The organism is Paenibacillus doosanensis (genome assembly GCF_025060755.1).
Taxonomy (GTDB): Bacteria; Bacillota; Bacilli; order Paenibacillales; family NBRC-103111; genus Paenibacillus_S; species Paenibacillus_S doosanensis.
The window spans coordinates 527,846-554,229 of record NZ_JANYUY010000001.1 but is presented as its reverse complement, the minus strand read 5'-3'; the positions used below and the strand labels follow the sequence as shown (position 1 = coordinate 554,229).

Annotated in this window: 23 protein-coding genes and 1 riboswitch; of the genes, 17 read left to right on the top strand and 6 right to left on the bottom strand. The window is 52.8% G+C overall.

The annotated features are described in order from the left end of the window. The first annotated feature begins 24 nt into the window (after window positions 1-24). On the top strand, window positions 25-903 hold the full coding sequence (locus N0M98_RS02430) for an alpha/beta hydrolase family protein (RefSeq protein ID WP_259616837.1): 879 nt from the start codon (window positions 25-27) through the stop codon (window positions 901-903). A 231-nt stretch (window positions 904-1,134) separates the two neighbouring features. Here N0M98_RS02430 and N0M98_RS02425 read toward each other — a convergent pair whose 3' ends face one another. The 5 genes from N0M98_RS02425 to N0M98_RS02405 form a co-directional block, all read right to left on the bottom strand. Beyond that, window positions 1,135-1,473: a VOC family protein gene (locus N0M98_RS02425; protein ID WP_249862012.1), complete on the bottom strand. Its 339-nt coding sequence runs from the start codon at window positions 1,471-1,473 to the stop codon at window positions 1,135-1,137. 169 nt (window positions 1,474-1,642) lie between these two features. After that, window positions 1,643-2,245 (bottom strand): class I SAM-dependent methyltransferase, encoded by a 603-nt coding sequence (locus N0M98_RS02420; RefSeq protein WP_249862013.1) that lies wholly within the window; start codon window positions 2,243-2,245, stop codon window positions 1,643-1,645. 311 nt (window positions 2,246-2,556) lie between these two features. Further along, window positions 2,557-3,075 (bottom strand): P-loop nucleotide/nucleoside kinase family protein, encoded by a 519-nt coding sequence (locus tag N0M98_RS02415; RefSeq protein ID WP_259616836.1) that lies wholly within the window; start codon window positions 3,073-3,075, stop codon window positions 2,557-2,559. Window positions 3,076-3,333: 258 nt separating this feature from the next. After that, the gene (locus N0M98_RS02410) at window positions 3,334-3,675 is read right to left on the bottom strand and encodes an IS3 family transposase (protein ID WP_259616835.1); all 342 of its coding nucleotides are present in this window, start codon (window positions 3,673-3,675) and stop codon (window positions 3,334-3,336) included. Window positions 3,676-3,722: 47 nt separating this feature from the next. Further along, window positions 3,723-4,025: a transposase gene (locus N0M98_RS02405; RefSeq protein ID WP_259616834.1), complete on the bottom strand. Its 303-nt coding sequence runs from the start codon at window positions 4,023-4,025 to the stop codon at window positions 3,723-3,725. Window positions 4,026-4,307: 282 nt separating this feature from the next. On the opposite strand from N0M98_RS02405, the gene N0M98_RS02400 reads away from it, so the two are divergent. The 15 genes from N0M98_RS02400 to N0M98_RS02330 all read left to right on the top strand — a co-directional run bounded on the left by N0M98_RS02400 (window position 4,308) and on the right by N0M98_RS02330 (window position 22,964). Continuing rightward, window positions 4,308-4,688 carry a GntR family transcriptional regulator gene (locus N0M98_RS02400; protein ID WP_249862015.1) on the top strand — a complete coding sequence of 127 codons (381 nt, stop codon included), beginning with the start codon at window positions 4,308-4,310 and terminating at the stop codon, window positions 4,686-4,688. Window positions 4,689-4,692: 4 nt separating this feature from the next. After that, complete coding sequence (locus tag N0M98_RS02395; protein ID WP_249862016.1) at window positions 4,693-5,409, top strand: ATP-binding cassette domain-containing protein; 717 nt, start codon at window positions 4,693-4,695, stop codon at window positions 5,407-5,409. Beyond that, window positions 5,406-7,004: a hypothetical protein gene (locus N0M98_RS02390; protein WP_259616833.1), complete on the top strand. Its 1,599-nt coding sequence runs from the start codon at window positions 5,406-5,408 to the stop codon at window positions 7,002-7,004. The genes N0M98_RS02395 and N0M98_RS02390 overlap by 4 nt, the downstream gene beginning before the upstream one ends. A gap of 332 nt (window positions 7,005-7,336) precedes the next feature. Further along, the gene (locus tag N0M98_RS02385; RefSeq protein WP_259616832.1) at window positions 7,337-7,912 is read left to right on the top strand and encodes a class I SAM-dependent methyltransferase; all 576 of its coding nucleotides are present in this window, start codon (window positions 7,337-7,339) and stop codon (window positions 7,910-7,912) included. A gap of 6 nt (window positions 7,913-7,918) precedes the next feature. Next, on the top strand, window positions 7,919-8,527 hold the full coding sequence (locus N0M98_RS02380; protein WP_249862019.1) for a DedA family protein: 609 nt from the start codon (window positions 7,919-7,921) through the stop codon (window positions 8,525-8,527). Between the two features lie 213 nt (window positions 8,528-8,740). Further along, a riboswitch (cyclic di-GMP riboswitch) is annotated at window positions 8,741-8,824 on the top strand. A gap of 104 nt (window positions 8,825-8,928) precedes the next feature. Continuing rightward, window positions 8,929-9,378, top strand: coding sequence for a chemotaxis protein CheX (locus tag N0M98_RS02375; protein WP_249862020.1), 450 nt, complete (start codon window positions 8,929-8,931; stop codon window positions 9,376-9,378). A 120-nt stretch (window positions 9,379-9,498) separates the two neighbouring features. Beyond that, complete coding sequence (locus N0M98_RS02370) at window positions 9,499-10,629, top strand: sensor histidine kinase (RefSeq protein WP_259616831.1); 1,131 nt, start codon at window positions 9,499-9,501, stop codon at window positions 10,627-10,629. A gap of 583 nt (window positions 10,630-11,212) precedes the next feature. After that, window positions 11,213-14,308, top strand: coding sequence for an efflux RND transporter permease subunit (locus N0M98_RS02365; protein WP_259616830.1), 3,096 nt, complete (start codon window positions 11,213-11,215; stop codon window positions 14,306-14,308). 12 nt (window positions 14,309-14,320) lie between these two features. Next, window positions 14,321-15,598, top strand: a complete 1,278-nt coding sequence (locus N0M98_RS02360; protein ID WP_259616829.1) for an efflux RND transporter periplasmic adaptor subunit — start codon at window positions 14,321-14,323, stop codon at window positions 15,596-15,598. Between the two features lie 78 nt (window positions 15,599-15,676). After that, on the top strand, window positions 15,677-17,494 hold the full coding sequence (locus N0M98_RS02355; RefSeq protein ID WP_259616828.1) for a hypothetical protein: 1,818 nt from the start codon (window positions 15,677-15,679) through the stop codon (window positions 17,492-17,494). Between the two features lie 194 nt (window positions 17,495-17,688). Beyond that, window positions 17,689-19,281 (top strand): spore germination protein, encoded by a 1,593-nt coding sequence (locus N0M98_RS02350; RefSeq protein ID WP_249862025.1) that lies wholly within the window; start codon window positions 17,689-17,691, stop codon window positions 19,279-19,281. After that, on the top strand, window positions 19,278-20,375 hold the full coding sequence (locus N0M98_RS02345; protein WP_259616827.1) for a GerAB/ArcD/ProY family transporter: 1,098 nt from the start codon (window positions 19,278-19,280) through the stop codon (window positions 20,373-20,375). Before N0M98_RS02350 ends, N0M98_RS02345 begins: the two co-directional genes overlap by 4 nt. Window positions 20,376-20,408: 33 nt before the next feature. Beyond that, window positions 20,409-21,509, top strand: coding sequence for a GerAB/ArcD/ProY family transporter (locus tag N0M98_RS02340; RefSeq protein WP_259616826.1), 1,101 nt, complete (start codon window positions 20,409-20,411; stop codon window positions 21,507-21,509). Then, window positions 21,506-22,738 carry a Ger(x)C family spore germination protein gene (locus tag N0M98_RS02335; RefSeq protein WP_259616825.1) on the top strand — a complete coding sequence of 411 codons (1,233 nt, stop codon included), beginning with the start codon at window positions 21,506-21,508 and terminating at the stop codon, window positions 22,736-22,738. The genes N0M98_RS02340 and N0M98_RS02335 overlap by 4 nt, the downstream gene beginning before the upstream one ends. Before the next feature lies 1 nt (window position 22,739). Beyond that, window positions 22,740-22,964, top strand: a complete 225-nt coding sequence (locus tag N0M98_RS02330; RefSeq protein ID WP_259616824.1) for a hypothetical protein — start codon at window positions 22,740-22,742, stop codon at window positions 22,962-22,964. Between the two features lie 162 nt (window positions 22,965-23,126). Here N0M98_RS02330 and N0M98_RS02325 read toward each other — a convergent pair whose 3' ends face one another. Next, the gene (locus N0M98_RS02325; protein WP_259616823.1) at window positions 23,127-25,064 is read right to left on the bottom strand and encodes an ABC transporter ATP-binding protein; all 1,938 of its coding nucleotides are present in this window, start codon (window positions 25,062-25,064) and stop codon (window positions 23,127-23,129) included. A gap of 195 nt (window positions 25,065-25,259) precedes the next feature. On the opposite strand from N0M98_RS02325, the gene N0M98_RS02320 reads away from it, so the two are divergent. After that, window positions 25,260-26,381: an ABC transporter ATP-binding protein gene (locus N0M98_RS02320; RefSeq protein WP_259616822.1), complete on the top strand. Its 1,122-nt coding sequence runs from the start codon at window positions 25,260-25,262 to the stop codon at window positions 26,379-26,381. Window positions 26,382-26,384 lie beyond the last annotated feature (3 nt).

Here is a 26,384-nt window from a genome sequence, read left to right as displayed (position 1 = left end):
GATTGACAATCAGGAGGGATTGCGATGAGTGAATCTGTCATCATTCATGACACATTCGTATTAAACGCCGGCCGGCTAAGCGGCGGGGAGCCGCTGTTCATCCGCGGCGACGTGCGTCTGATCCAAAGAGGAGGCTTGCAGGAAGCTTCGGCGCTGCCGGTTCTGCTCATCAGCCACGGTTTCAAAGGGTTTAAAGATTGGGGCTTCTTCCCGTATATCGCCGGGCGTTTTGCCGAAAACGGCTATTATACGGTGACCTACAATTTTTCCTGCAACGGCGTCGGGCAAACGGATTTCGACGAGCTGGACAAGTTCGCGCTCAATACGTTTTCGCGCGAGCAGGAAGATTTGAGCCTTGTGCTGAACGCGCTGCTGGAGCGGGGGCTTCCTCGCGCCGAGCTGGCCGATCCGTCGCGCATTGCTTTGCTGGGCCACAGCTGGGGAGGGGCGGGCGGCATCGTATTCGCCGCCGAGCATCCGCAGGTGAAGGCGCTGGTCACTTGGAACGGCAGCGCCTATGCCGATTTATTCCCCGCCGAGTTCCAAGCGCAGGTGGAGAAGGACGGCGTAGCGTACGTGGCGAATGCGCGAACGAAGCAGGAGATGCCGATTCGGATCGAGTATTTCGACGATCTGAAGGCAAGCGGCGAGCGGTACGATATCGTGCGGCGGCTCGCCGAGCTGAACATTCCCGTGCTGCAGGTGCAGGGAGACCAGGATTCTCCGCGGCTGCAGGCCGGCTTCGAAGCGCTGCGCGCCGGCGCGCCCCGGCATAAGACCGCCGTCGTTGCCGGCGGCAATCATACGTTCGGCGCGGTGCATCCTTTCCAGGGCGCGACGCCGCATTTGGAGGAGGCGCTGCAGGTTTCGCTGCGCTTTTTGGATGAAGCGCTCCGGAGTTAACGGTTTGTAAGCAATCTGTGGCGCATTAAGCCTGCGTCCGGCGTGATCCCGCGCCGGACTAGACTGGATATGTTGATTCCACGCGGCTTTTAGCATTACGAAACGTCAGACTCTTCGCCAAATAAGTATTAGACTGGCTCCCAAAATAAAACAGCGGCAGCCATGGAATGAAAATAAAGCGTTAGACTGCCGCTGTTTTATTAAGCTGACGTTCACCGTTAGCGTAAACAATTAACTCAGAACCTCGACAGTAAATCCACCAGGCGCTTGGACATAGAACGTCCATGCGTGCGATCTTTGCGGGGGCTCCACATCAAACCCATCATCCTTCATACGTTGATTGATTTCGTTCACCCGATCCTCGCTTTCTTGAATGAAGCCGATATGAAAGGTGTTGGGGTAGCTGACTTGATTGCCTTTCATCAAGGTAAGCACTAACCTACCGTCGTCAAATAATACGGCGAATGTATTGCCGCGTGTGTTTCCAATTTGCAATCCGAAATATTTTACCAAGAAATCGACTGTAGCTTTAACATCACTGACCGTTAGGTTGAGATGGTTTAGTTTCACAAGAACACTTCCTCTTCCAGGAATTTATTTGTTCAATATCCATACTTTAACACAATATCTCCTAATCTGCCCGTTACTTCAATGAGTATAGGAGCTACCCTGCGAAGCTACACACTGTCTGTCCCGTTAAATATCTATCTATAGGTGTCGCAAATTTAACTTTTCATTATTATTTCTGTAAAGTAAGTGCTTGAAAATGTGGTTGTCCATGTTGTAATGGAATTGTGTTAAAACTTATTTCTTTAAAATGTTTTCCTACAACCGCTCTTATTGAATTATCAGAATATGATGCAAAAAAACGTTTAGGATCACACCAATCATTATCCCATATCCCTTCTGAATCTTTTCCGCCATATAATCCCATATAGAAAAGAGCATCTGGTTTCATTATTCGTTTGATTCCTAAAAGTACGTCATCTATTTCGCTTTTAGGCACATGTAACAGACAATTTAGGGCATATACAGCATCGAATGTACTATCGGCGAAATCTAAATCGTAAAAGTCCATGACATATGCTTGAAGTCCTCTCTCCTTGCAATAGCGCACCATCTCGGAAGACAACTCAACGCTTGTTACCTCAATGCCATTTTCCTTGAAATAAAGACTATCAATGCCTGTGCCGGCACCAATTTCAAGTAAGTTTTTTTTATTCGATGAAAGTAACTTGTTCAGAAAATTTTCTCTCTCAATAATTTTCCACTCAGCAGGTGTAGCATTTACCCTTCTATGAGAGTCAATATCATATGATTTAGCAAGATTCATTTTATTCATATGTACACCTCGATTAAAAATGACTTCGAAAAACTTCCTTGCCCGTAGGAATATTAGGCAGCTTTCTTAAGAAGATTATTTCATAAAACTGGAAGTTATACTACTGAAAATTGGCTGATATTTAACTTACAGATTAAAATCGGTAGTTAAACATTACTGACAGTTAGCTGAATGAAGCATGGTCAGTCTACAACTTTATTTCCCACAGTTATCAAGACCTAAATTTAAGAAAGTCAGATAAAATAAAGAGTTCCACATATTGTACATGACTAATATGTAAGATACTTCCTTCGATGGCGGAATGCTATAAATTATGACTCCGATAAAAAAGATTCGACTTGATCAATTAATATTTTGGATTCCTTAATGGTATCAAGAATTAATTCACCCTCCAAATGCTCCATCTTAACGTTCTTATAATGCTCTTTAAGATCGGCTAAATTGGTAATCAACTGATTGGGCAATGGATTGGCGCCACGGGAAGCTAGTCTTTCCGACCAAATGGACTCATTACTGCATGTACAATAAATTGTTTTAAATGTCGCGCCTCTTTCCTCAACCCAGTTTTTTAATCTTTGTACATCATCAATATTATTTAACCCATAATCAAGTATGATTGCGGCCGAAGAATCAATAACTGTTTGTAAAAAACGGTAAAGAAAATCAAAGCATATTTTATTTCTTAACCCATGTTCAGTAACAAATTCAGCAACCGAATCATAAATATCATCCTTGTGTAAAATAGGGATATTGATTCTCTTGCCTAGTTCGTTTGATAATGTTGATTTCCCAGTTCCAGACATTCCCCTAAATAATATGATTTTAGACATATAACCACTCCCTAGACTTTTATTACAGTACAACAGAGGCTGCCGACGTTTGTCCGTCGGCAGCCTCTCATGCAAGATGCTTACAGGATGCAAGGAGTTCTAGCCTTGCTTCAATAAGCCATGGGCGCACAACCTTTAGCTTACCCCGTTGTCCCCAGACATGATTTAGGTAAACTACAATCTCGCGTGTACACAAGTCCATTACACTAGCCAAGTATAAGCGTCCTTCTCGACAAGCGATATACGTAATGTCTGTCATCATACTTTACCTGGCTCTGCCGTAGTAAACTTCTGATTCAGCACATTGGGAGCAAGGGGCAGATCATGGTTAGAATCCGTGGTTTGAACCTTGAACTTACGGGAAGCACAGGAACGCAGCTCCAATTCCTTCATGTAGACGCTCACCGTGCGTTCCGAGATATGCAGCCCCTCTTTCCACAGCATATGAGTGATTTTAGGGCTGCCATAACGTCCTTGGGAGTCATGGAAATGGTAAGAAATCCGCTCCTGCACCTTCGCTTTACGACGTTCTTGTTCGCTGGGGACAGCCTGCTGCCATTTGTAAAAGCCGCTCCGGGAAACCTCCATCACTTTGCACATCTTCTCCACACGAAATTCGGAGCGATGATCTTCGATAAATTGGAACCTTAGTTCCTTTCTTTGCTGAAGATGTGCAGAGCCTTTTTTAGAATCGCCAATTCTTCCTGCAGATCCTGCTTCTCCCGTTCGGAAGCCTTCAAGCGCTCTTCGAGTTGACGGACTTTCTCAGGGTTCGAAGTGGAAATGGGCTCATTTTCAAAAGTGCGATACTTCATCATCCAATTTTTTAACGTCCCCGTCGGAATATTCATTTCTTCCGCTATTTCTGACAAGGATTTCGTTTGTTCCTGAACATATTTCACGGCTTGTTTTTTGAACTCGTCATTGTAGCGTTGGCGCTGCTCTACCATTGTGGACCCCCCTCATCATTTAAGTTTATTATCTCGGGTCACTTACCGATTGTCCACTTTTTATTCTAGTCGCAGTTAATAATTCATTTAAACAAAAAATAGAGAAGATTAGCTCATATATTGAACTAACCATCCTCTATTTACGTTACTACAATTAACCGAGTCCACTACTTTATTTTTCAGTGAATGGAGAATCAGGGTTGAAGTGTATGGTGTGATGTGATACAATCCAAACATAATGTATGGCGTGTAGTCATACACTAGCTACAGTGAGGTGGAAGCATGGATTTTATATGGAAACCGGATCATTTTCGGATCGACCCGTCTCGTCCGTTATATGAGCAGTTCGTAGAGCAACTGCGGGCCGATATTGCACGCGGCGTGCTGGCCCCCGGCATCCGGCTGCCGTCCGTACGGGAGCTCGCGGCAACGATCCGCGTCAATCCGACGACCGTCATGAAAACTTATCAGGAATTGGAGCGAAGCCAGTTGATCGTAACGTACCGCGGACAAGGCACCTTTGTCACTAAGGACGAAAAGGTTATCCGGGAGAGCAAGCGGGCTATCGCCCGCGAGGCGGTCCGCAAGCTCCGCGAGACGGCCGAATCGCTCGATTTGACTGTGGAGCAATTGCTGGAGCTGGCACAAGTAAAGGAGGAATAAGTTTATGGGCGTTAACGTAAACGATGCTCTCTATGCAATCGAATGCAGTGAAGTGAGCGTAACGTTGAAGAAGAAGCCTATTTTGCAAGACGTCACCTTCCGTTTGGAAAAAGGGCGTATCGGCGGCTTGCTCGGACCGAACGGCGCCGGGAAATCGACGCTGCTTAAGGTATGCTCCGGTCTGATGGAGCCGAGCGGGGGCGCGGTGCGAATATTCGGCGAGCCGGCGGGGGTGGCGACTCTTGGGCATATGGCGGTTTTGCCGGACCGGGGCAAGCTGCCCGGCTGGCTAACGGCGGGAGAATGGCTTCAGTTTGCGCGCGATTTGTATCCGGATTGGAACGAGGACTACGCGGAGCAGCTCGTTCAGTCATTGCGCGTCAACCGCCAGTCGCGGATCGCGGCCTTGTCCCGGGGAGAGGAAGCGAGGCTGCAGCTATTGACCTGTCTTGCCCGGAGATCGCCGCTCATCGTGCTGGACGAACCGTTTACCGGCGTCGATATGCTGTCCCGGGAGCAGATCGCTTCGTCGGTGGTCGCCGATCTGGCCGACGGAGAGCGAACCTTTCTTATTGCGACGCATGATATCCGGGAAATGGAAAATTTATTCGATTGCCTCATCCTGCTGGGAGATGGCCGAGTCCGGTCGACGGACGATGTGGATGACTTGCGGCAGCGGGGACTGTCGGTAGAATCACATTATAGGGATGTGTTCTCATGACCGTGATCCCGCTGTTGTCCCGTTTGGAAATGAGCCGATACAGTCCTTTTTTAATCGGAAGAAGACAAAGCAATTATTTATGGATCGTCTTGGCTATCTTGGCCGCGCTCGCCGGGAGCATGGCGCTCATGCGCGATGCGACGACGGTCAGCGGACTGTTTACGTCAGGGGTACTCATCCTGTTCGAGGCGATGCTGCTGCTCGTATTGTACGATTCGGCATCGTCCGGCGCCAGATACGGCGTTAGCCGCGACTGGTGGCTGCAGCTGCCGCATTCGCGCCTGTCGCTTCTGTTCGGCAAGGCGCTGGGCCTGCTCCGGCTCGGAGGGCATCTCGCCGCTTATCTGCTCTTCATCCGCGTGGCGCATTACGCGCTTGCCGCCGGCTGGGGGCGGATGGAGACCGTCCCGCCGGCGGAGCTGCTGCGGATCTTGGGCGCCGACGCGCTGCTGGCCGCGGCGCTTATGCCTGTCGTCGTCGCTTTCGGTTTGCTGCTGACGGTTTTCCATATAGGGTGGGCGCGTATGGCCGTTACGATCCTGTGCCTATACGTTTCGATGCCTGCGCTCATTTTTACGATCATGGCGGGGAATCGGCAGTTCGCGGCGGATTACTTGGCTCCGGGGGATGTCGCCCGCTACGCCGGGATCATCGCGGCCGCGGGATGGCCGCTGGCCGGACTATGCCTATGGCTCGCCGCGTCCGTCGGAATGAAGCGGATGAGCGGCATCCGCTACAGGAGCGGCGCCGTTTCCCGGGCCGCCGAATCCGGCCCCGGGCTTGCCGCAGCGAAGCAGGGGCAGCTCGGCGGAGACATCCGCCGAACGCCGTTCCGCGCGCTCGTCGCGATGGAGCGGCGGCGGCATACGAGCCTGCTGCGGACGAAGGCAGGGAAGCTTATCGCGTGCATATTGCCGGCGGTGGCGGCTATTTTTGCTTATCGCAACGGCGGCAATATGCAGGAGCTGATCTCGTATCAGTCGGCTATCGTTGTGCTCGGCTATATGGCTATCGTCGGTTATTATATAAACCGGCATATGGAGTTTCAGCGCAACGATTCGGCCTGGTGGTTGACTTTTCCGCATTCCCGTTATTTGCTGCTCGCAAGCCGCGCCTGCGCTTATTTATCGGTCATGCTTCCGTATTGGGGACTGCTGCTGCTCGGTTGCGCGGCGGGAGCGCTGCTCAAGCAGTGGACGGAGCCGATGCCGCCGGAGCAATGGGTGATCGTATGTCGCTGCGCGGCCGGGTACCTGCTGCTGTTTGTCCCTTTGACCGTTCTTTATATTATCGCGCTGCAAGGGCTGGCGGCTTTCGTGAGCCGCCCGTGGATGTCCGTTCTTTCAATGCCGCTGTACGCAGGCTATGTACTGGGCTTCCCGTTGTCTCAACGGGTCATAGCTCCTGAACGGGGGATCGGGAGGCTGTATCAAGAAGGTCCTTCGCCGGATTTAGGAACGCATCTGCTGCTGTTCTACGCCTTGGTCATCCCTTTTGCGGCGTGGTGCTTCTGGCTTGGAGGCAAGCATATGCACCGGTATTTGCTGGCACGCGATGCTTCGGCCTCCGGGACCGGAAGAAGGAGCAAGCAATGAGCATGCGTCTGCGCCCGAAGACGACAACCTGATAGCTCTGAGTGGTGTCAGTCAACCATACGCCCCCGGTAGCCGGTTAAAGCTACGGGGGTTTTTATATGTTGTTTTTGGGACAACTCCTCCTGAAGCCCTATATCATGGCTAAAACTAACATATGTTGTTAGAATGAATGCCGAAAAGCAGTCCGGAAGACAACCTGGTCTTAAGTCCAGTAAAATCCCGGCCTGCGGACTGTTGAATAGTTCATCCAAAATTTGTATGCTTAATGTGAAAAGTGATAAAATTGTGAACGCATCAAAAAAAGAGTAATCTTATGAAGAGAGGTTCCCACCATGATTGATGTCAATGCGCTAGTTCAGGAAAAGTTTCTATTCCTTCATAAATTTCTCCGTTCCCCTAAGCAGATGGGGAGCATCACGCCGAGCTCCAAATTTTTGGCTAGAGCGATGGTTCGGCATATACCTTGGCATGAAGTGAGCGCCGCGGCGGAGCTCGGAGCCGGCACCGGGGCGATAACCGAGCAAATTCAAGTCAATCTGAAGGAGCGGACCAAGCTGCTGCTGTTTGAAAAGGACGGCATTCTGCGCGACCAGCTTGCCGTGAAGTATCCGGGAGCCGCCTGTTACGCCGACGCATGCCATATCCGAAATGCGATGAAATCCGAGGGCATCGGCCAGCTCGACGCTATTGTCAGCGGTCTGCCGTTCTTTAACTTCCCGCAGGGACTGCGGGATAATATTATGAAGGAAGTGGCGGCTTCGCTGAAGCCGGGGGGATATTTTATCGCGTTCCAGTATTCGCTGCAGATGAAGCATAAGCTCAGCGGCGATTTCGATATGGAGACGATCGACTTTGTGCCGTTTAATTTGCCCCCGGCTTTTGTCTATGTTTGCCGCAAGAGAGGTTGATCGTTCATGAGTTATGATTCGCTGCTGTCCATGATCGGACAATTCGGTTATGCGGCTTTGTTTTTCGCTCTGTGGTTAGGCATCGTCGGCATGCCCATTCCCGATGAAGTTATCGTCATGACAGGCGGCGCTGCAACAGCCAGCGGTTTGCTGCATGTTATACCGGCATTTGCGTTAACGTATTTGGGCGTTATTTCCGGGTTGTCCCTCGGCTATTTTCTGGGAAGGTTCGTCGGCAGTCCGGTGATCGAGAAGCTGAAGCGCAAGAAGAAGATGGACAAATATTTGAGCATGTCCGAGAGTCTGATCGAAAAGTACGGAAGCATGGCGCTGGTGATCAGCTATTTCTTCCCGGTTGTCAGGCATGTAACCCCTTATATTGTCGGCATAAATAAAATGACGTTTCGGCGCTATGCCTTGATTTCCTATTCGACGGGCTTGGTATGGACGCTGATCTTCTTTGTTGCCGGCCGCTTGGCCGGAGACCATGTGGAGGAAGCCGGCAAACTCATTCATCTGTACGGGCTTCGGCTTCTATGGGTGCCTGCCGCGCTTGTGATGATTTGGGCCGTCTATCGGCTCGTTTTCTCCAAACGGTCGCTGGGCGGAGAATAGCTTGTTTTCGGGGCTCCCCGCAAAATACCTGAATCAGCTTCGAAGTCAAGGCCCCACTACTTTGTGGGGTTATTTTACTTTTCCCAGCGGGCGGTAGTCGTAAAGTCATGTTTTTTTGCGGCAATGATGTCGGAAAATGATACTATTTTATTACCTTCTATGCTACAATGGGATTAGTTTGATACGTATTTTCCGTGGAAGCTATCATGACAAATCGAAAAGCGGCAAACTTATCGAAAGGTAAGGACGCAAAGCCACAGGCCTAAGGAACCATTCTATGGCGGCTGGGTTACCGAAATTGCGCTTATATTCCGGTCTTTGTAGAACAAGACTGCCCAATTTCGGGCAGTCTGTTTTTTTTCTCGGGAAAATAACTTTCATTTGAAAAGGGGTTGTATTGTGTGCAAGCAAACTTCGTCAATCCGTTCTTGACTTCATCGCTTCATGTCATCGAAACGTTGATCCAGATTAAACCTGTCGTAGGGCAGCTCAGTGTGAAAACGATTCACTATACCGAGGACTACGTTTGGCTTAAAATCGGCATCATGGGGCAAATGAGCAAAGACGTTTTATTCGGGTTTCCGGAGACGGTAGCTTTCCGTATGGTTTCCGGCATGATGGGAGGATATCCCGTTAGCCATTTTGACGAGCTATGTCAGAGTGCCGTAGGAGAGCTTGGCAATATGATCAGCGGCAATGCGAGCACGCTGCTGTACCAGCAGGGGATCGAAGTTGACATAACGCCGCCTCATCTCGTTAACGGCACCGCGTACGCTTGGGGAGGGCAAGTGTTCAGCATCCCGTTGTTGATTGACACGATCGGCGAATTCAATATTTACATATCAGCATAAATTCATGCAAAGCAAGAGACAAAATGTATAAAAAAACTGTTAAATAGAGCATTGGCGTGTGTGAAGCTTTATGATAAGTTAAATATTATCACACAATTCAACTATAGGCGGGTTTTCATCATGGACGAAGAGCCTTTGCTGAAGAAAATACGGAATTCGAAGCCGCAGATCGTGCAATTTTGGCTGCGGGGAGCCATCAAGCTTTCGGGGCTTGCCGGGATCGAGAAGCTGCAGCGAAACGGCGACCGGTATTTCGATTATTTGCTGGATATTCATATTCCGGCCGCTGCCCATCCTTTTCAAGCCGTAGTTCCGGACTGGTGTGCCAGGTATTCCGAACTTAAGCTGCAAATTATTGATATTATCGACTGTTCTCACCGTTGGCGCCAAGCCTTTTTTGCGTATTGCGGAGACTGGGCGCCGAAGGATTTGCTTCAGGCGATCAGCATGCGCATCGATTATTTCGAGGTACGGCTCTGCGAGGGCTATTGGCAAAGAACCGTGTCGTCCTTAAAAGAAAAGGACATGGCGATTCATCAGCTTCACGACGACAGAATCAACCTGCTTGGCAAAATGGCCGCGAGCATGGCTCATGAAATTAGGAATCCGCTTACTTCGATCAAAGGCTTCCTTAAGCTGCTGCGTTCCAATATTCAGTCGCTGCCGCGTGAGAAAGCGGATGCCTATCTGGAATTTATTGAAGAAGAATGCAACAATATGCATATGCAGGTTACCGGATTTCTCAGCTTTTCCAGAAGGCCCATTATTGAAGAAGAAATGGCCCATATCCCGGTAAAGCAAATGATCGAATACAACTTGTCGCTGCTAAACCCTCGGCTTATCAACGAGAATGTTCATTTATCGATAAGCATAGCGGACCATTTGACGCTCAATTGCCAGAGGCTGGCGATTCAGCAGGTTTTGAACAACCTGATCAACAACGGCATCGACGCGCTGTCCGAGATCAAGCATGAGAAAAAAATGGAGATCCATGCCTTTGAAGAAAGCCGGGGCATCTCCATCCACATAAGCAACAACGGTCCGGCCATCCCGGCTGAGATTTCAAATACGCTGTTTACCCCGTTTGTAACGAACAAGACGAACGGTACGGGGCTCGGGCTTGCCATTTGCAAGCAAATTATGTCCAAAAACGAGGGAGATATTACTTTTCAAAGCTCGGAAGAAAAAACGGTCTTTATATTAACTTTTCCGAACCGCCCCGCTTGCGATATGCAGCCGGTTCGCAATTGAATCGAAGAAGCCCTGTGCGGCTTCTTTTTTTTTGTTGTTTAGGAATTATGCGCAGCCATATCCTGTGGATATCCGGGGTCTCCCCCGAAAGGAAAGTCTACCCATAGAACGATCCCAGAGGAAGGGTTAGACGCCGATCCAGCTTAGGCTGGATGCGGACGGGATAAGCTTCAGAGCATCACGTCACTACCCTGGAAATTACTCTTGGTACCCCATTTCCATTGTCTGTGGTGCCGCGTCGGCGGCATGGATGGCTTTTGGGGGATTTGTTCTCCGGATTCGCACAGCTGGCAATATGTTCTGCTGGATGACTGCGCAGCTTCTCGTGTATAGTAGGTTTCATGTTAAAAAGAAGTAGAGTTCCTTGCTGAAGGCATGACGATGCAGATCCGGGGAGCTCTGCTTATTTGCGTTGCCTTGGTTTGGTTTTCTCATCCCTTTTTTTGGAAGGTTGGTTAGCCCGAAGCCGGCTGCTGCTATTATTTACTAGCTTCGCGCTGCATGCCGGAGAGCCGTTTGTTCATGTTCCGTTCATATTGCAGGTGTATTTTGATGAAAGCTTAAGGTCCTAGGAGGGAACTTCATGAATAAACTGACCAGCTTCTCCATGAAAAATGTAGCTGCTGTGTTCATCATAATCGCTCTATTGATGGGCGGAGGCTTGTACGCGGCATCTACATTGAAAGTGGAGAACATGCCGGATGTTTCGTTTCCGGTTGTATTAATCAGCACGACCTATCCCGGTCCGCCCACGGATGTGATGGAGCAGATCACCAAGCCGCTGGAGGATAAGGTAGCGAACATCGAGGACCTGGATTCCTTAACGTCGACCTCCAGCGACAACGTATCGACGATTATCGTTCAGTTCAAACAGGACGTCGATACCGACAAAAAGAAGCAGGATATCGAGAGCCTCGTTCAGGAAGTGAATCTGCCGTCTACGGCGGAAAGACCGAAGGTCTCGACGTTCGGCTTCGCATCGATTCCCGCTTATTACCTGGCGATTTACGCCGATAACGGGATGAGCCAGACCGAGCTCGATCAGCTGTATGAGGATCAGATTAAGCCCGGCTTCGAGTCGATGCAGGGGATCGACCATGTCGATTCCATCGGTTCGCGGGAGACGACGATGGACATTCAGCTGAACGCCGATGCGTTGAACAGCTACGGCTTGACGCCTGCACAGGTGACCGCGTCGATCCGCAGCGCGCTGTCGAGCGGCCCTATCGGTTCGGTCGATTTTGACGGAAATACGAAGATGGCGCGGGTTACCGGCGATTTGGACAGCCTGTACAATCTGGAACAGATGGAGCTGCAAACGGCGAGCGGGGGCACGATTACGCTCAAGGAAATTGCCGTCATCAAAGCCGTCACCGATTCCGAATTCAACGCGCGGTTAGATGGCAAACCCGCTATCGGCATTCATCTGTACAAGACGAAAAGCGCCAATGCGGTGAATTTCTCCGACGATGCCGATAAGCTGATCGAAGGCTGGCAGCAATCGATGCCCGGCGTGACCTTCAAGGCCATTTACAACAGCGCGGACGAAGTTAACGAATCGGTTCACGGCATGCTGAAGGAAGGGATTTCCGGAGCGCTGCTCGCTTCCTTGATGATTTTGCTGTTTTTGCGCAATGCGCGCATGACCTTGATCGTTCTCGTATCGATTCCGTTGTCGATACTCATTACGTTATTGATGATGTCCCAGCTTCATATCACGCTTAACATTATGACGCTCGGCGGTATGTTCATTGCGGTCGGGCGCGTCGTCGACGATAGTATCGTCGTTATCGAGAACATTTACTCCGCGCTGCAAAAGGCGCAGGAACGTAATGAATCCGTCATTAAGCTCGCTACCAAGCAGGTAGCGATGGCGATTACGTCGTCGACCTTGGCGACGGTCGGCGTGTTCGCTCCGATCGGATTGGTCAGCGGGATTGCCGGCGAGTTTTTCCGGCCGTTCGCCATTACGCTGGCGTGCGCGCTGCTCGCTTCCCTGCTGGTCGCCTTGACCGTCATCCCGATGATGGCCAAGCTGCTGGTGTTAAAAGGCGGACGCATCAAGCATCATGACGAGTCGCATCGCGGCCGGTTGCAGGCATGGTACGAGCGGGTGCTTAAGTGGTGTTTGAACCATCGGATCAAAACGCTGCTCGTGTCCGGTTTGCTGCTCGTCGTCACCTTGGCGACGGTAGTGCCTAATTTGGCCGTCAGCTTTATTCCCGAAGGCAGCTCTGAGCGGCAGATGTACTTTTCCATCAAGCTGCCTTACGAAACGTCCATCGAAAGCACAGATGAGCAGACCAAGCAGATCGAAGCGATGCTGCGCGATGCGAAGGACGGTTCGGGCCAGCCGCTGTTCACCTATGTGGAAGCGTTGGTCGGCTACGGCGGCAAGACGGACCAGGTCGCTTACCAGTCCGAGGTATATACGGAAGTGAATGAAACGGCCGATCCGGATCAAGTGAGGGATCAGTACAAGAAGCTGATTTTGGACGAGCTGCCTAAAGGCTCCGAGGTTACGCCCAAAACGTTGGCCGGCGGCGGCGGCGGCGTTTCTACGACCGATTTCAGCTACATGCTCAAAGGCGACGATCAGAAGCAGCTGGAAGACGCGGCGGCGCTTGTCAAACAAAAGCTGCAAAGCTTCCCGGAACTGTCCGAAGTCGAAGACAGCCTGAGCGATTCCAAGACAGAGGTTGAAATTGCCGTCGACCAGCAAAAAGCCCGTTTGTTCGGCCTAAGCGCCGCGGCGATTCGGGATTCGGCCCGCAGTTGGATTCAGAAGGAACAGCTCGGCGATCTGCACTTTGATAACATCTTGTATAAAACGACGGTCGAGCTGGCCAAAGACGATAAAAACTCGCTCGATAAAATCGGCAAAATGCCTTTGAAGGCTGCAAACGGCAATACGATTTATTTGAACGAAGTAGCCAAGATCAAAGAGGTGCAGGCTCCTGCGTCGCTGCAGCGCGATTCGCGCGAGCAGGTCGTCAGCATTACGGCTAAAATCAACGACGAGAACAAATCCGGCGTCAGCAATAAAGTATCCGCGGCGCTGAATGAAGTTCAGCTGCCGGACGGCGTATCCCGGGAAGTCAAAGGGGTTACGGCGGATATTCAGGAAAGCTTCTCCCAGCTGTTCGTAGCGATGGCTGCGGCGGTGTTCATCGTATACCTGGTCATGGTGCTTGCCTTCGGCAATGCGGGAGCGCCATTCGCGATTTTGTTCTCGCTGCCGTTTGCGGCGATCGGCGGTCTTATTGCTTTATTGTTAACCGGCGAATCGCTGAATATTACGTCGCTGATCGGCTTTATGATGCTGATCGGGATCGTCGTAACGAATGCGATCGTCCTGATCGACCGCGCCCAGCAATTGCGTCAGGAAGGCTATACCGTCCGCCACGCATTGGTTGAAGCGGGTATGGTACGGCTCAGACCGATCATTATGACGGCCGGAGCGACGGTCGTGGCGTTAATTCCGCTGGCGCTGGGCTTGACCAAAGGCACCTTGATTTCCAAAGGTCTTGCCGTCGTCGTCATCGGCGGGCTCACCACCTCCACGCTGCTTACGCTGGTCGTCGTGCCTGTCGTGTATGAGCTGATCGAAGCCATTAAAGGGCGGATCGGCGGATGGTTCCACCGCAAAGCCAAACCGAATCAAACCATGGATATGTAAGGGGAGAAAACAATGAATCAGCGTAAAAGGACGCGTCATAACAGGATGCAATGGGTTAAAACGGCGAGCATGGTGATGGTGGTCGCGGCGCTGGCCGCAGGCTGCGCCTCGCCCAAGACCGCCAGCCCCAATGCCGCCGCGCAGACGGATACGAAGACGGTAAAAACGGCCGCCGTCGACAAGCAAAGCATGGGCGATCCGAAGGAGCAGGTAGCGGATATCGTCGCCGCCTCCGAAGTCGATATTAGCCCCAAAGCCGACGGGCAAGTGCTCGAGATCGTTAAAAAACGGGGAGATACGGTGCAGCAGGGGGAGGTGATTTTCAGACTGGATCAAAAGGACGCGCTCCTGCAAAAGGATAAAAGCGAGGTTGCTCTGAAAAGCGCAGAGGACGCGCTGCAAAAAGCGTCCGAAGACCTCACAAACAGCAAGACGGAGCTGCAAAATTCGATCGCAAAGGCGCAGCAGCAGCTGGACAGCGTGACCAAGGATTACAACAAGATGCATAACGATTACGACGCAGGCCTTGTAACGAAGCGCCAATTGGAACAAAGCGAGATGCAGGTGAACAGCGCGCAGCTGGATTTGCAAAATCTGCAAAACAAGCTGGACGCTATGGACAAAACCAACGGGCTCGCCAGCGCCCAGTCGCAGGTCGATTCCGCGAAGCTCAGCCTTCAAGACATCGACAATACGCTGGATAACTACGCCGTGAAGGCGCCGATATCCGGGGTGCTGACGGATCTGTCCGTGGAAGTCGGCCAATCCGTGGCGCGCGGAGGCAAGGTCGGCCAAGTGCAGCAGCTTGATCCGATCAAAATCAAAGCGGATTTGAGCGAAGCCGCGGCGGCGCTCGTCAAAGGCAAGCAGGAGCTTTCCTTCTACAGCGCGGACAATCCGGACAAGCTGCTGCAAGGACGCGTCACCTATTTGGCGGACGTGATGAACTCGCAGACCAAATCGTACCCGCTGGAGCTGGAAGTCGCTAACGCCGACGGCTACTTGAAGCCGGGCTCCCGAGTGCAGATACAGCTAACGAGCAAGGAGGAGCAGATGGTCATCGCGGTGCCGAGCCTTAGCATCGTAAGAGAGGGCAGCGACGCCTTCGTATTTATTTTGAAGGGAGACCAGGTAGAGAAGCGTCCGATAAAGCTCGGCCGGGTAAACGAAACGTATCAGGAAGTGTTGGACGGAGTGAAAGCCGGCGAGCAGGTGGTCGTCTCCGGGCAGCATCAGCTGAAGGACGGCCAGAAAGTAACGGTTGCTCAAGACGCCAATAATCAGAAATAATCTATCGCTAAAAGCGTGGTGAACAAGCTGCCGAAGGCCACGAATCAATCACCACCCTTCTAAGGGAGGCAAAGAAAGATGAAAACAAACTGGAGAGCGGCGATGGCCGCTACCGTGTTATCGGTAGCGCTGATCGGTTCGTCGGTTCCCGCGATGGCGGATGACGCGCCCGCGGCAGCTGTAGTTAGCAGCGCCTCGTATTCGTTGAACGAATCGATGTCCGCCGTAGTCAAAAGCGTGTCGGTCAACCGCACGTCGGGCGGCCTGCAGATCGGGGCTTTGGTCGGATTGACCAACAATACGGGAGCGATGGCCCGCGTGCCCGATTACGAAGTCAGGGTGAAGACGACGGAAGGAACGGTGTACACGCTGCAAGCGAGCAGCGCCAACGCCCGTTCCTTGATGGCTCAGGAAAGCGCGGAGCTCACTTATATGGTTACGGTCGACCGGCCGACCGATGCGGAGATCAGCGAGCTGTCGTTCGTCGAGGTCGACGAGTACACGTATCCGAAGACGGAGAAGGTGCTGCTGAACGTTCCGGTAACCTCGAGCGTATGGTACGGAACGAAGGGAGAGCTGACCGATCCGTCGGCCAACATCGCCTGGGGCGAGACGTTCTCGCTGCCTTCGTCCAGCTCCCCGCTGCGTTACACGCCGGTGGAAATGAGTAAGCAAAACGACGCTAACGGGTATTCATATCTGATTACTGTGCTTGCGGACAACCAAGGTACCGGCACGGAGACCGTACCGGATTTCCGGCTGGACGGCAAGACGGCCGATAAAACGTACGCCGGGAAAAGAGTGGAGCAGGAGCCGGTCACATTGGCCGCAGGAGAGAAGAAGTACGTGCATTTCTCGGTAACGCTGGATCAGGACGTCTCGCTGCAGAGCTTGCTGCTGATGACGACGGAAGCTTTCGTTCCGGCCGGTGGCGCCTCCTCGGCTCAGGGAGCCGCCGGGGCAGGAGCGGGAAGCGCGGCGGGCGGAGCCGCTGCCGGGTCGGCCGCCGGAGCATCGGCGCAGACCCAGCCGGGCTTCGATGTCGCGCGGCTGATCATCGCGGCGCCGACGCCGTCGTCGCCTTCGAATACGGCCGGCGATTATACGATCGGCTCGCCGATAGCGGTGGACCCGCTCAATCATCTGATCGATTCGAAGACGGAAGTATCGCTTGTCGAGCTTCATATGCATGAGAATGAAGGAGAAGGCTTCAAATCGGTTGTCGCCAAGTTCAAAATATCGAACAAGAGCGATATGACGGTAGCGACGCCTGCCTTCCAGACCGAGCTGGTCGGAGGCGACGGCTCCAGCTATGCGGGAACCCGTCAATCGACGACGGCGGCCGAGCTGATGCCGAACCTCGGCTATGTCGTCAGCTATTCCTTTATGATTCCGGCATCGGAATCCGGAGAGACGATGACGATGAAGCTGCTCGACAACGTGACGGCGGCTCCGTACAGCAGCACGATCGCCAATTTCAACGTCGCCGTTCAAAAGGATACGGACGATTCGCTGATGTCGTTCTATCCGTTCAACGTGAAGCTGGACGATTGGACGCTGTCCGCCTTCACGAATACGGCCGCGGGCGGGCAAGGCTTGACGTATTCCTACAAGCTGAAGCTGTGGCTGACCGTGAACCGTCTGGAGGACGTCGTTGTCGATCAGAACTTCTCCAAGTTCAAAGTCGAGCTTGTAGACAGCGCGGGCCGGTCGTTAGGCTCGCAAACCGTGCCGTTTACCGGCGATAATAAGCTGGTAAGCGGAGAACAGACGATAGATCTGAGCAATATTAAAACCGACCAGGTCAGCTCTCCGATTACCGTCAAGCTGTACGAGTCGATCGATACGCCGAACGGCGAAGCGACAAGACTCGTGAAAACGCTGGTTCAGCCCTAATCGATAGCAGATATTTCGTGAAAGAGAGATCGTGGACTTCGCTGTCCGCGGTCTCTTTTTTTGCATTATACAGTCGGCGTTTTCGCCGCATGGAAGAACTGCGGAGTTTTGGATAAAAAAACGGCTCTTGGGTGAGAATGGAGAATATCCATACCAATTTTACGGCGACAATCTGTGCGAAAAGGGGATGCTCTGTGAACTTCATCAAGTGGCTTGCCAAGAAACCGTTGAAATCCCGCGCGTCTGCGCAATCCGCCGCAGCGGCGGTGCAGCCGCAGCAGCAAACGCAAACGGCGGGCAAAGCAATTTTCATAGAGTTGAACGACAATTACAACTACTTGTCCTCCTTGTATGAAGATTGCTCGGATATCGTATTCCATCACTTTAAAATCGGCGGTATAACGGATGCGTTCCTTATCTTTATCGATGAGATGTCGGATACCGATATGATAGATCAGCACGTCCTTAATCCGCTCATGGAAGGCGTCGCCGAATCCGAAAAGGGCAGATCGATTATTTCAAAGAGCATCAGCGTATGCCACGCCAAGGAAATTGCGACGTTTGATCAAGCTGCCGACGAGATTTCCAAGGGCAATCCTGTCATCTTCGTCGACGGCGACAATCAAGCGGTATCATTGGGCCTGGCCAAGTGGCCGAAACGGAATATCGAGGAGCCTGTTGCCGAATCGGTAGTACGGGGACCGCGGCTCGGGTTTACGGAAGCTCTGGGTGTCAACACTTCTTTGCTGCGAAGAAGCATCAAGAGCCCGGCGCTCAAGATGAAATCGCTCAAGATCGGGCGATATACGCAAACCGAGGTAGTCGTCACTTATATCAAAGGGGTCGTCGATCCCGCATTAATCGATGAAATTATAAGCCGGCTGCAGCGCATCGATATCGACGGCATTCTCGACAGCTACTATGTTGAGGAACTGATCGGCGACAACCCGCTCACGCCGTTCCCGCAGATGCTCTCTACGGAAAGGCCCGACGTCGTTGTGGGCAATTTGCTGGAAGGCCGGGCGGCGGTTATCATCGACGGTTCTCCTTCGGTACTGGTAATGCCGATTACGCTGTTTTCGCTGATCCAGTCTCCGGAAGATTACTACCAGACGTTCTGGGCGGGAACGTTCATCCGATGGCTGCGCTATTGCTTCTTTGTCATCGCCTTGACCATTCCGTCCGCTTATGTAGCTATTTTGACATACCACCAAGAGATGATTCCGACGACGCTGCTGCTCAGCGTAGCCAAGTCGAGGGAAGAGATCCCTTTCCCCGCGCTGATCGAGGCGCTGCTGATGGAAATTACCTTCGAGGCGTTAAGGGAAGCGGGATTGCGCCTGCCGAAGCAGGTCGGACCTGCGGTCAGCATCGTCGGCGCTCTCGTCATCGGTCAGGCGGCCATTTCCGCAGGGCTCGTCTCCTCGCCGATGGTTATGGTCGTCGCGTTTACCGGCATCGCTTCGTTCACCTTCCCGCGATATACGCTGGGCATATCGATCCGGCTGCTCCGGTTCCCGCTGATGTTTCTCGCCGGCTTTCTCGGACTTCTCGGCCTCATGCTGGGGATTATTACCATCGTCATTCATTTGTGCACGCTGCGTTCCTTCGGCGTTCCTTATTTGTCATCTCTTGCGCCCATGCATAAAAACCTGGTTCAGGACGTGTTAATCCGTACGCCGCTATGGGCCAGAAGCATAAGGCCGAAATTAACCGGCACTGTGAACCGTCGGCGACAGGCACCGGGGCTTAGGCCCAAACCGCCGCAAGGGGATGGAAGCGGATGATCGAAAAGGGAAGATTAACGGCCATGCAAATGGGAATGCTGATGTTTCCCACCATTTTGGCTACCGCTATATTGATTTTACCGGCCATTACCGTCAAATACGCAAAGCAGGATGCCTGGCTTTCCCCTTTATGGGCTTGCGCCGTCGGCTTTGTTCTGGTCTACGCCATGTACAAGCTTCATACGCTGTACCCGGGAAAGAGCATCGTGGAAGCAAGCGAGCTTATTATCGGCAAATGGCTCGGCAAATGCTTCGGCTTCGTGGTTTTCTTCCTTTACTTGCAGGATACGGGATTTGTTATCAGGGAATACGAGGAATTCGTCGTCGGCAATTTCTTGCAGCGCACTCCTGCGATTGTCGTCACCAGCTGCATGGTGTTCGTTTGCGCGATAGCCGTGCGCAGCGGCGCGGAAGTGTTGGGACGATGCGCGCAAGTGTTCGTGCCGCTCATCATTATTTTTTTGCTGCTTATTCTCATGCTGCTGATCCCGGAGCTCAAGTTTATCCGGCTGCTTCCGGTTTTGGGCGGCGGGCTCGGACCGTCCGTTCGGGGAGCCGTTCCCCAGATCAGCTGGTTCAGCGATTTTATGCTGATCACCTTTTTTCTGCCGGTTTTGGCGGATCAGCGCAAAGGCTTGAAGCACGGTTTATTATCGGTCGCTGTCGTCGCTGTGACTATGGTGCTCATCAATATGGTCATTTTGCTGCTATTCGGCCATTTGGCGTCCAAGTATACTTATCCGGTCATGGTCGCCTCCAGATATATTAGCCTGGCTGATTTCATCGAGCATACGGAAGCGATGGTGATGGCGATATGGGTGATGGGCGTTTTTGTTAAAATATGCGTCTACTACTACTGCTTGCTGCTTATTTTCTCGCAGTGGCTCAACTTTTCCGATTACCGGCGGATCGTTTATCCAGTGGGGTTTTTGCTTGTGCCGTTCAGTTCCTGGGTGACGCCGAATGTGCAGGTGATGTCGGATTTTTTCGACAAGGTCGGAGCCGCTTATTATATTACGCTCAAAATCGTACTGCCCATGCTGCTCACTTTCATCGCGCTAATTCGCAAGAAGATTGCGCCTGCCGGAAGCTGAGCGCCAGTTTGCGCACGGAGGGGAGACCTGACCATGATAGAAAAAGGCAAAATCAGCTCGCTGCAAATGGCCGTTATGCTGTATCCGACGGTAGTTATTACCGGAATCCTGCTGCTCCCCTCGATGCTGGCCGTCATTGCGGGCAGGGATATGTGGATCTCGGCGATCTGGAGCGCTGCAGGAGGCTGCTTCATCGTATGGATTTGCTTCTGGCTTCACAACCGGTTCCCCCAGCAGTCGATCGTCGAATACAGCACGGCCATAGCCGGATGGTTTCCGGGCAAACTTATCGGGCTGATCATTATCTTTTTCTATCTTCAGCTGAACGGCTATGTCGTCAGGGAGTACGGCGAGTTTCTGGTCGGCAGTTTTTTTTCCCGCACGCCTTTGATTCTAATTATGGGGAGCGTGATATTCGTATCCTCCTTCGCGGTTCGCGGGGGAGTGGAGGTGATCGGCAGAAGCGCGATGGTATTCGTGCCTCTCATTATTGTCCTGTTCGTAACGGTCGTGCTGCTGCTGACTCCGGAACTGGATTTAAGAAGGCTTCTGCCGGTGATGGAGCATGGAATGAAGCCCTCCTTGCTGGGGGCGCTAATCCCTATCGGCGGCTGGTATGGGGAATATATGATTATCGCTTTTTTGCTTCCTTTGCTGATCGACCGCTCGAAGGGGATGCGCTTATGCGGAATGTCGATTATGGCGGTGATGGCAACGCTGCTGATAACGAACCTGGTCGTATGGTCTTTGTACGGCGGTCTATCCGCCAGCGTCATTTATTCTCCGTTTCTCGCCGCGCGCTACATTCAAGCGGGAGATTTCATCGAGCATGTGGAGGCTATCGTAATGGCTATCTGGATTTTGGGTATTTTCATTAAAATCTCTACCTTCTTCTATATCATTGCGCTTGGGACGGCGCAGTGGCTTGGGCTGTCCGGGTACCGCGTCCTCGTGTTCCCGATAGGGCTGCTCCTGCTGATGTTCAGCGTCTGGTCGGCCACCAATTTGCAGGAGCTCGGCCGCACGATCGGGACGAGAGGCCCATTCTATTATGCTACCGTACAGTATTTGCTGCCGATTCTCTTAGTTATTGTTGCTATGATCCGCAAAACGAAAGCAGGAGGTACCGCATGAATTACGGCAACGGCATCGCGCAATCAGGAATGCGGCTGTTACGGCCCGCGCTTTCTGTCATCGGCGGCTTCGCTTTGCTGCTTACGCTTACGGGTTGCTGGGACCGGGTCGAGGTTAACGATTTGACGCTCATTATGGCGGCGGGTCTCGATAAAAAAGAGGATGCGATGATCGAGCTGTCGATCGAGGTTTATGTGCCGAAGCCTTCGGGAAGCGGGGAGCAGGGCGCTTCGGGAACGGGTGCCAGCAGCGGTAACGCCCAGACGCTGGTCCGTTCCGCGCGGGGGGTTACGCTGGCCGATGCCATGTCCAAGCTGCAGGAGGAGTTTCCGAGGCGGATTTTCTGGGGGCATTGCGAAATTTTCATCTTCGGCGAAAAGCTGGCGAGAGAGGGGATTCGCGATCAGGTCGACTTCATAATGCGGGAGCCCGGTCCGCGGGAGCGGGCGGATGTCTTCATCAGCAAAGGGGAGGCCAAGAACATATTGTCGCTGCTGCCGCCCATAGAGAGAAGCTCCGCGGAAGTGCTGCGGGAGATGGCCAAGCTGCAGACGGGCATGAAGGTGACGGTCAAGGATTTGGCCGAAATGCTGATCGGCGACGCTCAAGCGGCGGCGGTCCCCTGGATCGAAGTGCTTCCGCCCGAGAAAAATCAAAAGCCGAACCAAACGGTAGGCTTCATCAACGGTACCGCCATAATGAAACAAGACCGCCTGGTCGGCCGATTGGACGATAAGCTGACCAGAGGCTTGCTCTGGCTTAGAAACGAAGTGAAGACGTCCATCGTCACAATCGAGCCCAAGGAAGGCAAAGGGCATGTGTCGGTGAAGCTGCTGAGAAGCTCCAGCGAGCTCGTTCCGAAGATTGAGGGAGATAAATGGAGCATGACGGTCAAAATTCATACGGAAGACGATGTGATGCAAAATACGACGAATCTCAATTTAAGCGATCCCAAATTGACGAAAAAGTTGGAGAAAGAGCTGGCGAAGGACATCGAAGAGCGAATTAAACTGGCTCTGGTGCACCCGCAGAAGCAGCTGAACGCCGATATCTTCAACTTCGCCGAAGCGTTTCACCGCAAGTATCCGAAGGAATGGGAGAAGACGAAGGACCATTGGGACGATATTTTCCCGGAAGTAGAGGTTCAGATTGTGGCCTCGGCGCGAATACTTCGCACCGATATGGCGACCGTAGGGGCGAACCGCCCGGAAAGCGAGGTGAAAAAATAAGATGAGCTGGGGAACGTTGATGTCGATCACCGTATTGGTCATTCTGATGATCGCCTATGAATGGCCCAAGATGAAGCAATACTCGGCCAAGGAGAAAGGGGCGTTTATCGTGCTCACCCTTTTCGGGTATGTACTGGGCGTGCTGCTGATCTTTTTCCCGGAGATGCCCGGCCCGACTCAATTGGTGGACAAGCTGTTCAAGCCGCTCGGGAAAATGCTGGAGTAACGCTGCGGTTGCCGGGTACCGGGATATCCTGTCCGGCAGCCGCAAGCGCATCATCGGGGAAAGAACCGCGGAGCGGAACGTCAGCCGCCGTCCCCCTCGCCTCTGATGCGAAGAAGATTACAGCGGATGAAACGGCTTCGTCAGGAGGCGCCGATCCGCAGCCTATGTGCCGAAGCCGACGCCCAGCATTTCGTCCGGCCTCATCGCCTTCAGCTGCTTCTCGTACAGCTCGCGGTACAGCCCGCTTTGCCTCAGCAGCTCCTGATGAGTGCCGCGCTCCGCAATCCGGCCCTGATCGATGACGAGAATCTGATCGGCTCTTACGACGGTAGCCAGCCTGTGGGCGATGATGAAGGTCGTACGGTCTTTCATCAGCTTCTCGAGCGCCTCCGTCACCAGCGCTTCCGACTCCGCGTCGAGAGCGGAGGTGGCTTCGTCTAGGATGAGGATGCGCGGGTTTTTGAGCAGGGCGCGGGCGATCGCGATCCGCTGCTTCTGCCCGCCGGACAGCCGGACGCCCCGTTCGCCGACGATCGTATCGTAACCTTGGTCCATCTCCCGGATGAAGCCGTGGGCGTTCGCCGCTTTGGCCGCTTCGACGACCTGCTTGCGTTCGGCGTCCGGGTTGCCGTAAGCGATGTTCTCATAAATCGTGCCCGAGAACAGCATATTGTCCTGCAGCACGACGGCGATTTGCATTCGCACGTCGGACAGGTCGCAGTCGCGCAAGTCGACGCCGTCCAAATAAACGGCGCCCTCGTCCGGATCGTAGAAGCGCGGGATCAGATTGATCAGCGTCGATTTGCCGGCGCCGCTCGGCCCGACGAGCGCAATGACGTCCCCGGGGGCGGCAGTGAAGCTGACGTTGCGCAGCGCCGTCCGCTTTTCCGTGACGACCCGCGGCGGATCGGGCTTCGTTTTGGGCGGAATGAGGTAAAATTTTTTGGCCGGCAGGATCATGTCCACCAGATCGGGATCATGGTGTTTGCCGGGCTCCTTCTTGTCTTCCGGCCGCTCGGTGACATAGGTGAAGGTCACGTTGTCGAAGACGACGCTGCCTTTGCACTGCCGCAGCCGGACCGGGTTCTCCTTCACGATGATTTCCGGCTCGATGTCGAACACCTCGAAGATGCGCTCGATGTTGCTGAGCGAGTTCTGGATCGTCGCATTCGCCTCCGCGAACCGCTGGATCGGCCCGTACAGCTGGCTTAAGTACGCTTGGAAGGCGACGAGCAGGCCGATGGTCATATGCCCCTTAAGCACGAGCAAGCCTCCGGTGAACCAGATGATCAGCCCCCCGGTCTGCGTGAAGGTTTGGCTGATCCGCCCGAGCGAGTTGGCCAGCAGCTGAGCTTTGTTGGCGTGCATGATATGGTTTTTGGCCTGCTTCTCGAACCGCTCCATCTCCTTCTTCTCCTGGTTGAACGATTGGACGATCTTCATTCCGGAAATTTTCTCGACGAGAACCCCCTGAATTCTCTCCATCTGCCGGTGCACCGAACGCCAGGACAGCCGAATTCGCACGTTCATGTTCGCGAACGTCAAGTAGTAGAGCGGCAGCAGCCACATCGACAGCAGAGCGAGCTGCCAGTTGATCTTAAACAGCATGAAGCCGGCGAAAAAGACGAGAAACAAATCGATTACGAGATTGATAATGCCCCCGTTCACCAGATTTTGCGCCCCGTTCACATCGTTCATCATCCGCGTAACAATGCTGCCCACCTGCCGGTTGTCGTAAAATCGCTGCGACAGCTTCTGCATATGCTGATACAGCTGATGGCGGATGTCGTAGACCATCCGGTTTCCCAGTCTGAACGTAATCGTATTGCGTAAGAAATTAATCCATATTCCGAAGGCGTAGACGGCTCCCAGAACCGTCACTGCCCTGCCCAGCGTCCAGAAGCTTTCCTTTTGGGGGAGCACGTCGTCGATCAAAATTTTGGTCATCCACGGTCCGATCATCGGCACGGCGAATTGCGCAATCCCGAGCGATAAAATGAGCAAAAGCGTGAGCCGGTAAGGCTTGAGAAACGTTAAATAGCGCTGGACGAGCTTTTTTTTATCCGAAACGGCGGTCCCGTTTTGCGCGGATGCAGTCATGCAATCACTCCCTGAGGTTGACGTTATTTTCCAATAGTATAGACATTAACATAGTCCTTTTTAAATAAAAATGGTGAATATAACCATTAAACATGGACTATTCTGCTTTGGCTCCCAATTATTCACACCATCTTCACACGGAATTCATTACAATAGTTTCTAAGATAAAGCAAATTTGTGCGTGGAGGCGGGAATATGGCGAGAATTCTTATCAATCATTTGTATAAGCGATACGGGAAGGATAAGCACCCGGTCGTAAAGGATTTCCATCTGGAAATCAAGGATAAGGAGTTTTTGGTCTTTGTCGGTCCGTCCGGCTGCGGGAAATCGACGACGCTCCGAATGATTGCCGGCCTGGAGGACATTTCCGAAGGGGAGATCTACATCGGAGATACGCTGGTTAACGATCTGCCGCCGAAGGATCGGGACATAGCGATGGTGTTCCAGAATTATGCGCTGTATCCGAATATGAGCGTATACGAGAATATCGCCTTCGGCCTGCGCTTGCGCAAGCTCCCGAAGCACGAGATCGATCTGGCCGTCAAGCGGGCCGCGCGCGTGCTGGAGATCGAGCAATATTTGAGCCGCAAGCCGAGGCAGCTGTCGGGCGGTCAGCGTCAACGGGTGGCGCTCGGACGCGCCATTGTCCGCAATCCGCAGGTGTTTCTGATGGATGAGCCGCTCTCCAACCTGGACGCCAAGCTGCGGGTGCAGATGAGAACGGAAATTATCAAGCTGCACAAAACGCTCGGCGTGACGATGATTTATGTGACGCACGACCAGATCGAAGCGATGACGATGGGCGACCGCATCGTTGTCATGAAGGACGGCATTATTCAACAGGTCGATACGCCGGAGGTCATTTATACGAATCCGAGCAACACGTTCGTCGCCAGCTTTATCGGCTCCCCGCCGATGAATTTCATCGAAGGGCGGATTACGGAGAACGCCCAGGGCAAGCTTGAATTTCATACCCAGCGGTTCGCGCTCGCGATTCCGGACGGCAAAGCCCACGCTCTGATCAAAAACAAACAGGTGAACAAAATGATCACCCTGGGGGTCAGACCGGAAAATATCAGTCTCGAAGAGATGGTGTTCCAGGCGTTTCCGAACGCGGTCATTCCGGGTACGCACAAGCTGAGCGAGCTGATGGGAGCGGACCGCTATCTGCATCTGGATATCGGCCAGGAGAGAATGCTCATCGTGCGGGTGAATCCGCGGTACCACTATGACGAAGAAGACAAGGTTCAGGTCGCCGTCGACATGTCGAAGGCCCTGTTCTTCTATAACGAAACCGGCGAGCGGATTATGGATTAATAC

What these genes read in the sequence shown, in the direction of transcription:
- N0M98_RS02430 (WP_259616837.1), top strand. Translation starts at nt 25, where the DNA reads ATGAGTGAATCTGTCATCATTCATGACACATTCGTATTAAACGCCGGC.
- N0M98_RS02420 (WP_249862013.1), bottom strand. Translation starts at nt 2,245, where the DNA reads ATGAATAAAATGAATCTTGCTAAATCATATGATATTGACTCTCATAGA.
- N0M98_RS02415 (WP_259616836.1), bottom strand. Translation starts at nt 3,075, where the DNA reads ATGTCTAAAATCATATTATTTAGGGGAATGTCTGGAACTGGGAAATCA.
- N0M98_RS02410 (WP_259616835.1), bottom strand. Translation starts at nt 3,675, where the DNA reads ATGTGCAAAGTGATGGAGGTTTCCCGGAGCGGCTTTTACAAATGGCAG.
- N0M98_RS02405 (WP_259616834.1), bottom strand. Translation starts at nt 4,025, where the DNA reads ATGGTAGAGCAGCGCCAACGCTACAATGACGAGTTCAAAAAACAAGCC.
- N0M98_RS02400 (WP_249862015.1), top strand. Translation starts at nt 4,308, where the DNA reads ATGGATTTTATATGGAAACCGGATCATTTTCGGATCGACCCGTCTCGT.
- N0M98_RS02395 (WP_249862016.1), top strand. Translation starts at nt 4,693, where the DNA reads ATGGGCGTTAACGTAAACGATGCTCTCTATGCAATCGAATGCAGTGAA.
- N0M98_RS02390 (WP_259616833.1), top strand. Translation starts at nt 5,406, where the DNA reads ATGACCGTGATCCCGCTGTTGTCCCGTTTGGAAATGAGCCGATACAGT.
- N0M98_RS02385 (WP_259616832.1), top strand. Translation starts at nt 7,337, where the DNA reads ATGATTGATGTCAATGCGCTAGTTCAGGAAAAGTTTCTATTCCTTCAT.
- N0M98_RS02380 (WP_249862019.1), top strand. Translation starts at nt 7,919, where the DNA reads ATGAGTTATGATTCGCTGCTGTCCATGATCGGACAATTCGGTTATGCG.
- N0M98_RS02370 (WP_259616831.1), top strand. Translation starts at nt 9,499, where the DNA reads ATGGACGAAGAGCCTTTGCTGAAGAAAATACGGAATTCGAAGCCGCAG.
- N0M98_RS02365 (WP_259616830.1), top strand. Translation starts at nt 11,213, where the DNA reads ATGAATAAACTGACCAGCTTCTCCATGAAAAATGTAGCTGCTGTGTTC.
- N0M98_RS02360 (WP_259616829.1), top strand. Translation starts at nt 14,321, where the DNA reads ATGAATCAGCGTAAAAGGACGCGTCATAACAGGATGCAATGGGTTAAA.
- N0M98_RS02355 (WP_259616828.1), top strand. Translation starts at nt 15,677, where the DNA reads ATGAAAACAAACTGGAGAGCGGCGATGGCCGCTACCGTGTTATCGGTA.
- N0M98_RS02345 (WP_259616827.1), top strand. Translation starts at nt 19,278, where the DNA reads ATGATCGAAAAGGGAAGATTAACGGCCATGCAAATGGGAATGCTGATG.
- N0M98_RS02340 (WP_259616826.1), top strand. Translation starts at nt 20,409, where the DNA reads ATGATAGAAAAAGGCAAAATCAGCTCGCTGCAAATGGCCGTTATGCTG.
- N0M98_RS02335 (WP_259616825.1), top strand. Translation starts at nt 21,506, where the DNA reads ATGAATTACGGCAACGGCATCGCGCAATCAGGAATGCGGCTGTTACGG.
- N0M98_RS02330 (WP_259616824.1), top strand. Translation starts at nt 22,740, where the DNA reads ATGAGCTGGGGAACGTTGATGTCGATCACCGTATTGGTCATTCTGATG.
- N0M98_RS02325 (WP_259616823.1), bottom strand. Translation starts at nt 25,064, where the DNA reads ATGACTGCATCCGCGCAAAACGGGACCGCCGTTTCGGATAAAAAAAAG.
- N0M98_RS02320 (WP_259616822.1), top strand. Translation starts at nt 25,260, where the DNA reads ATGGCGAGAATTCTTATCAATCATTTGTATAAGCGATACGGGAAGGAT.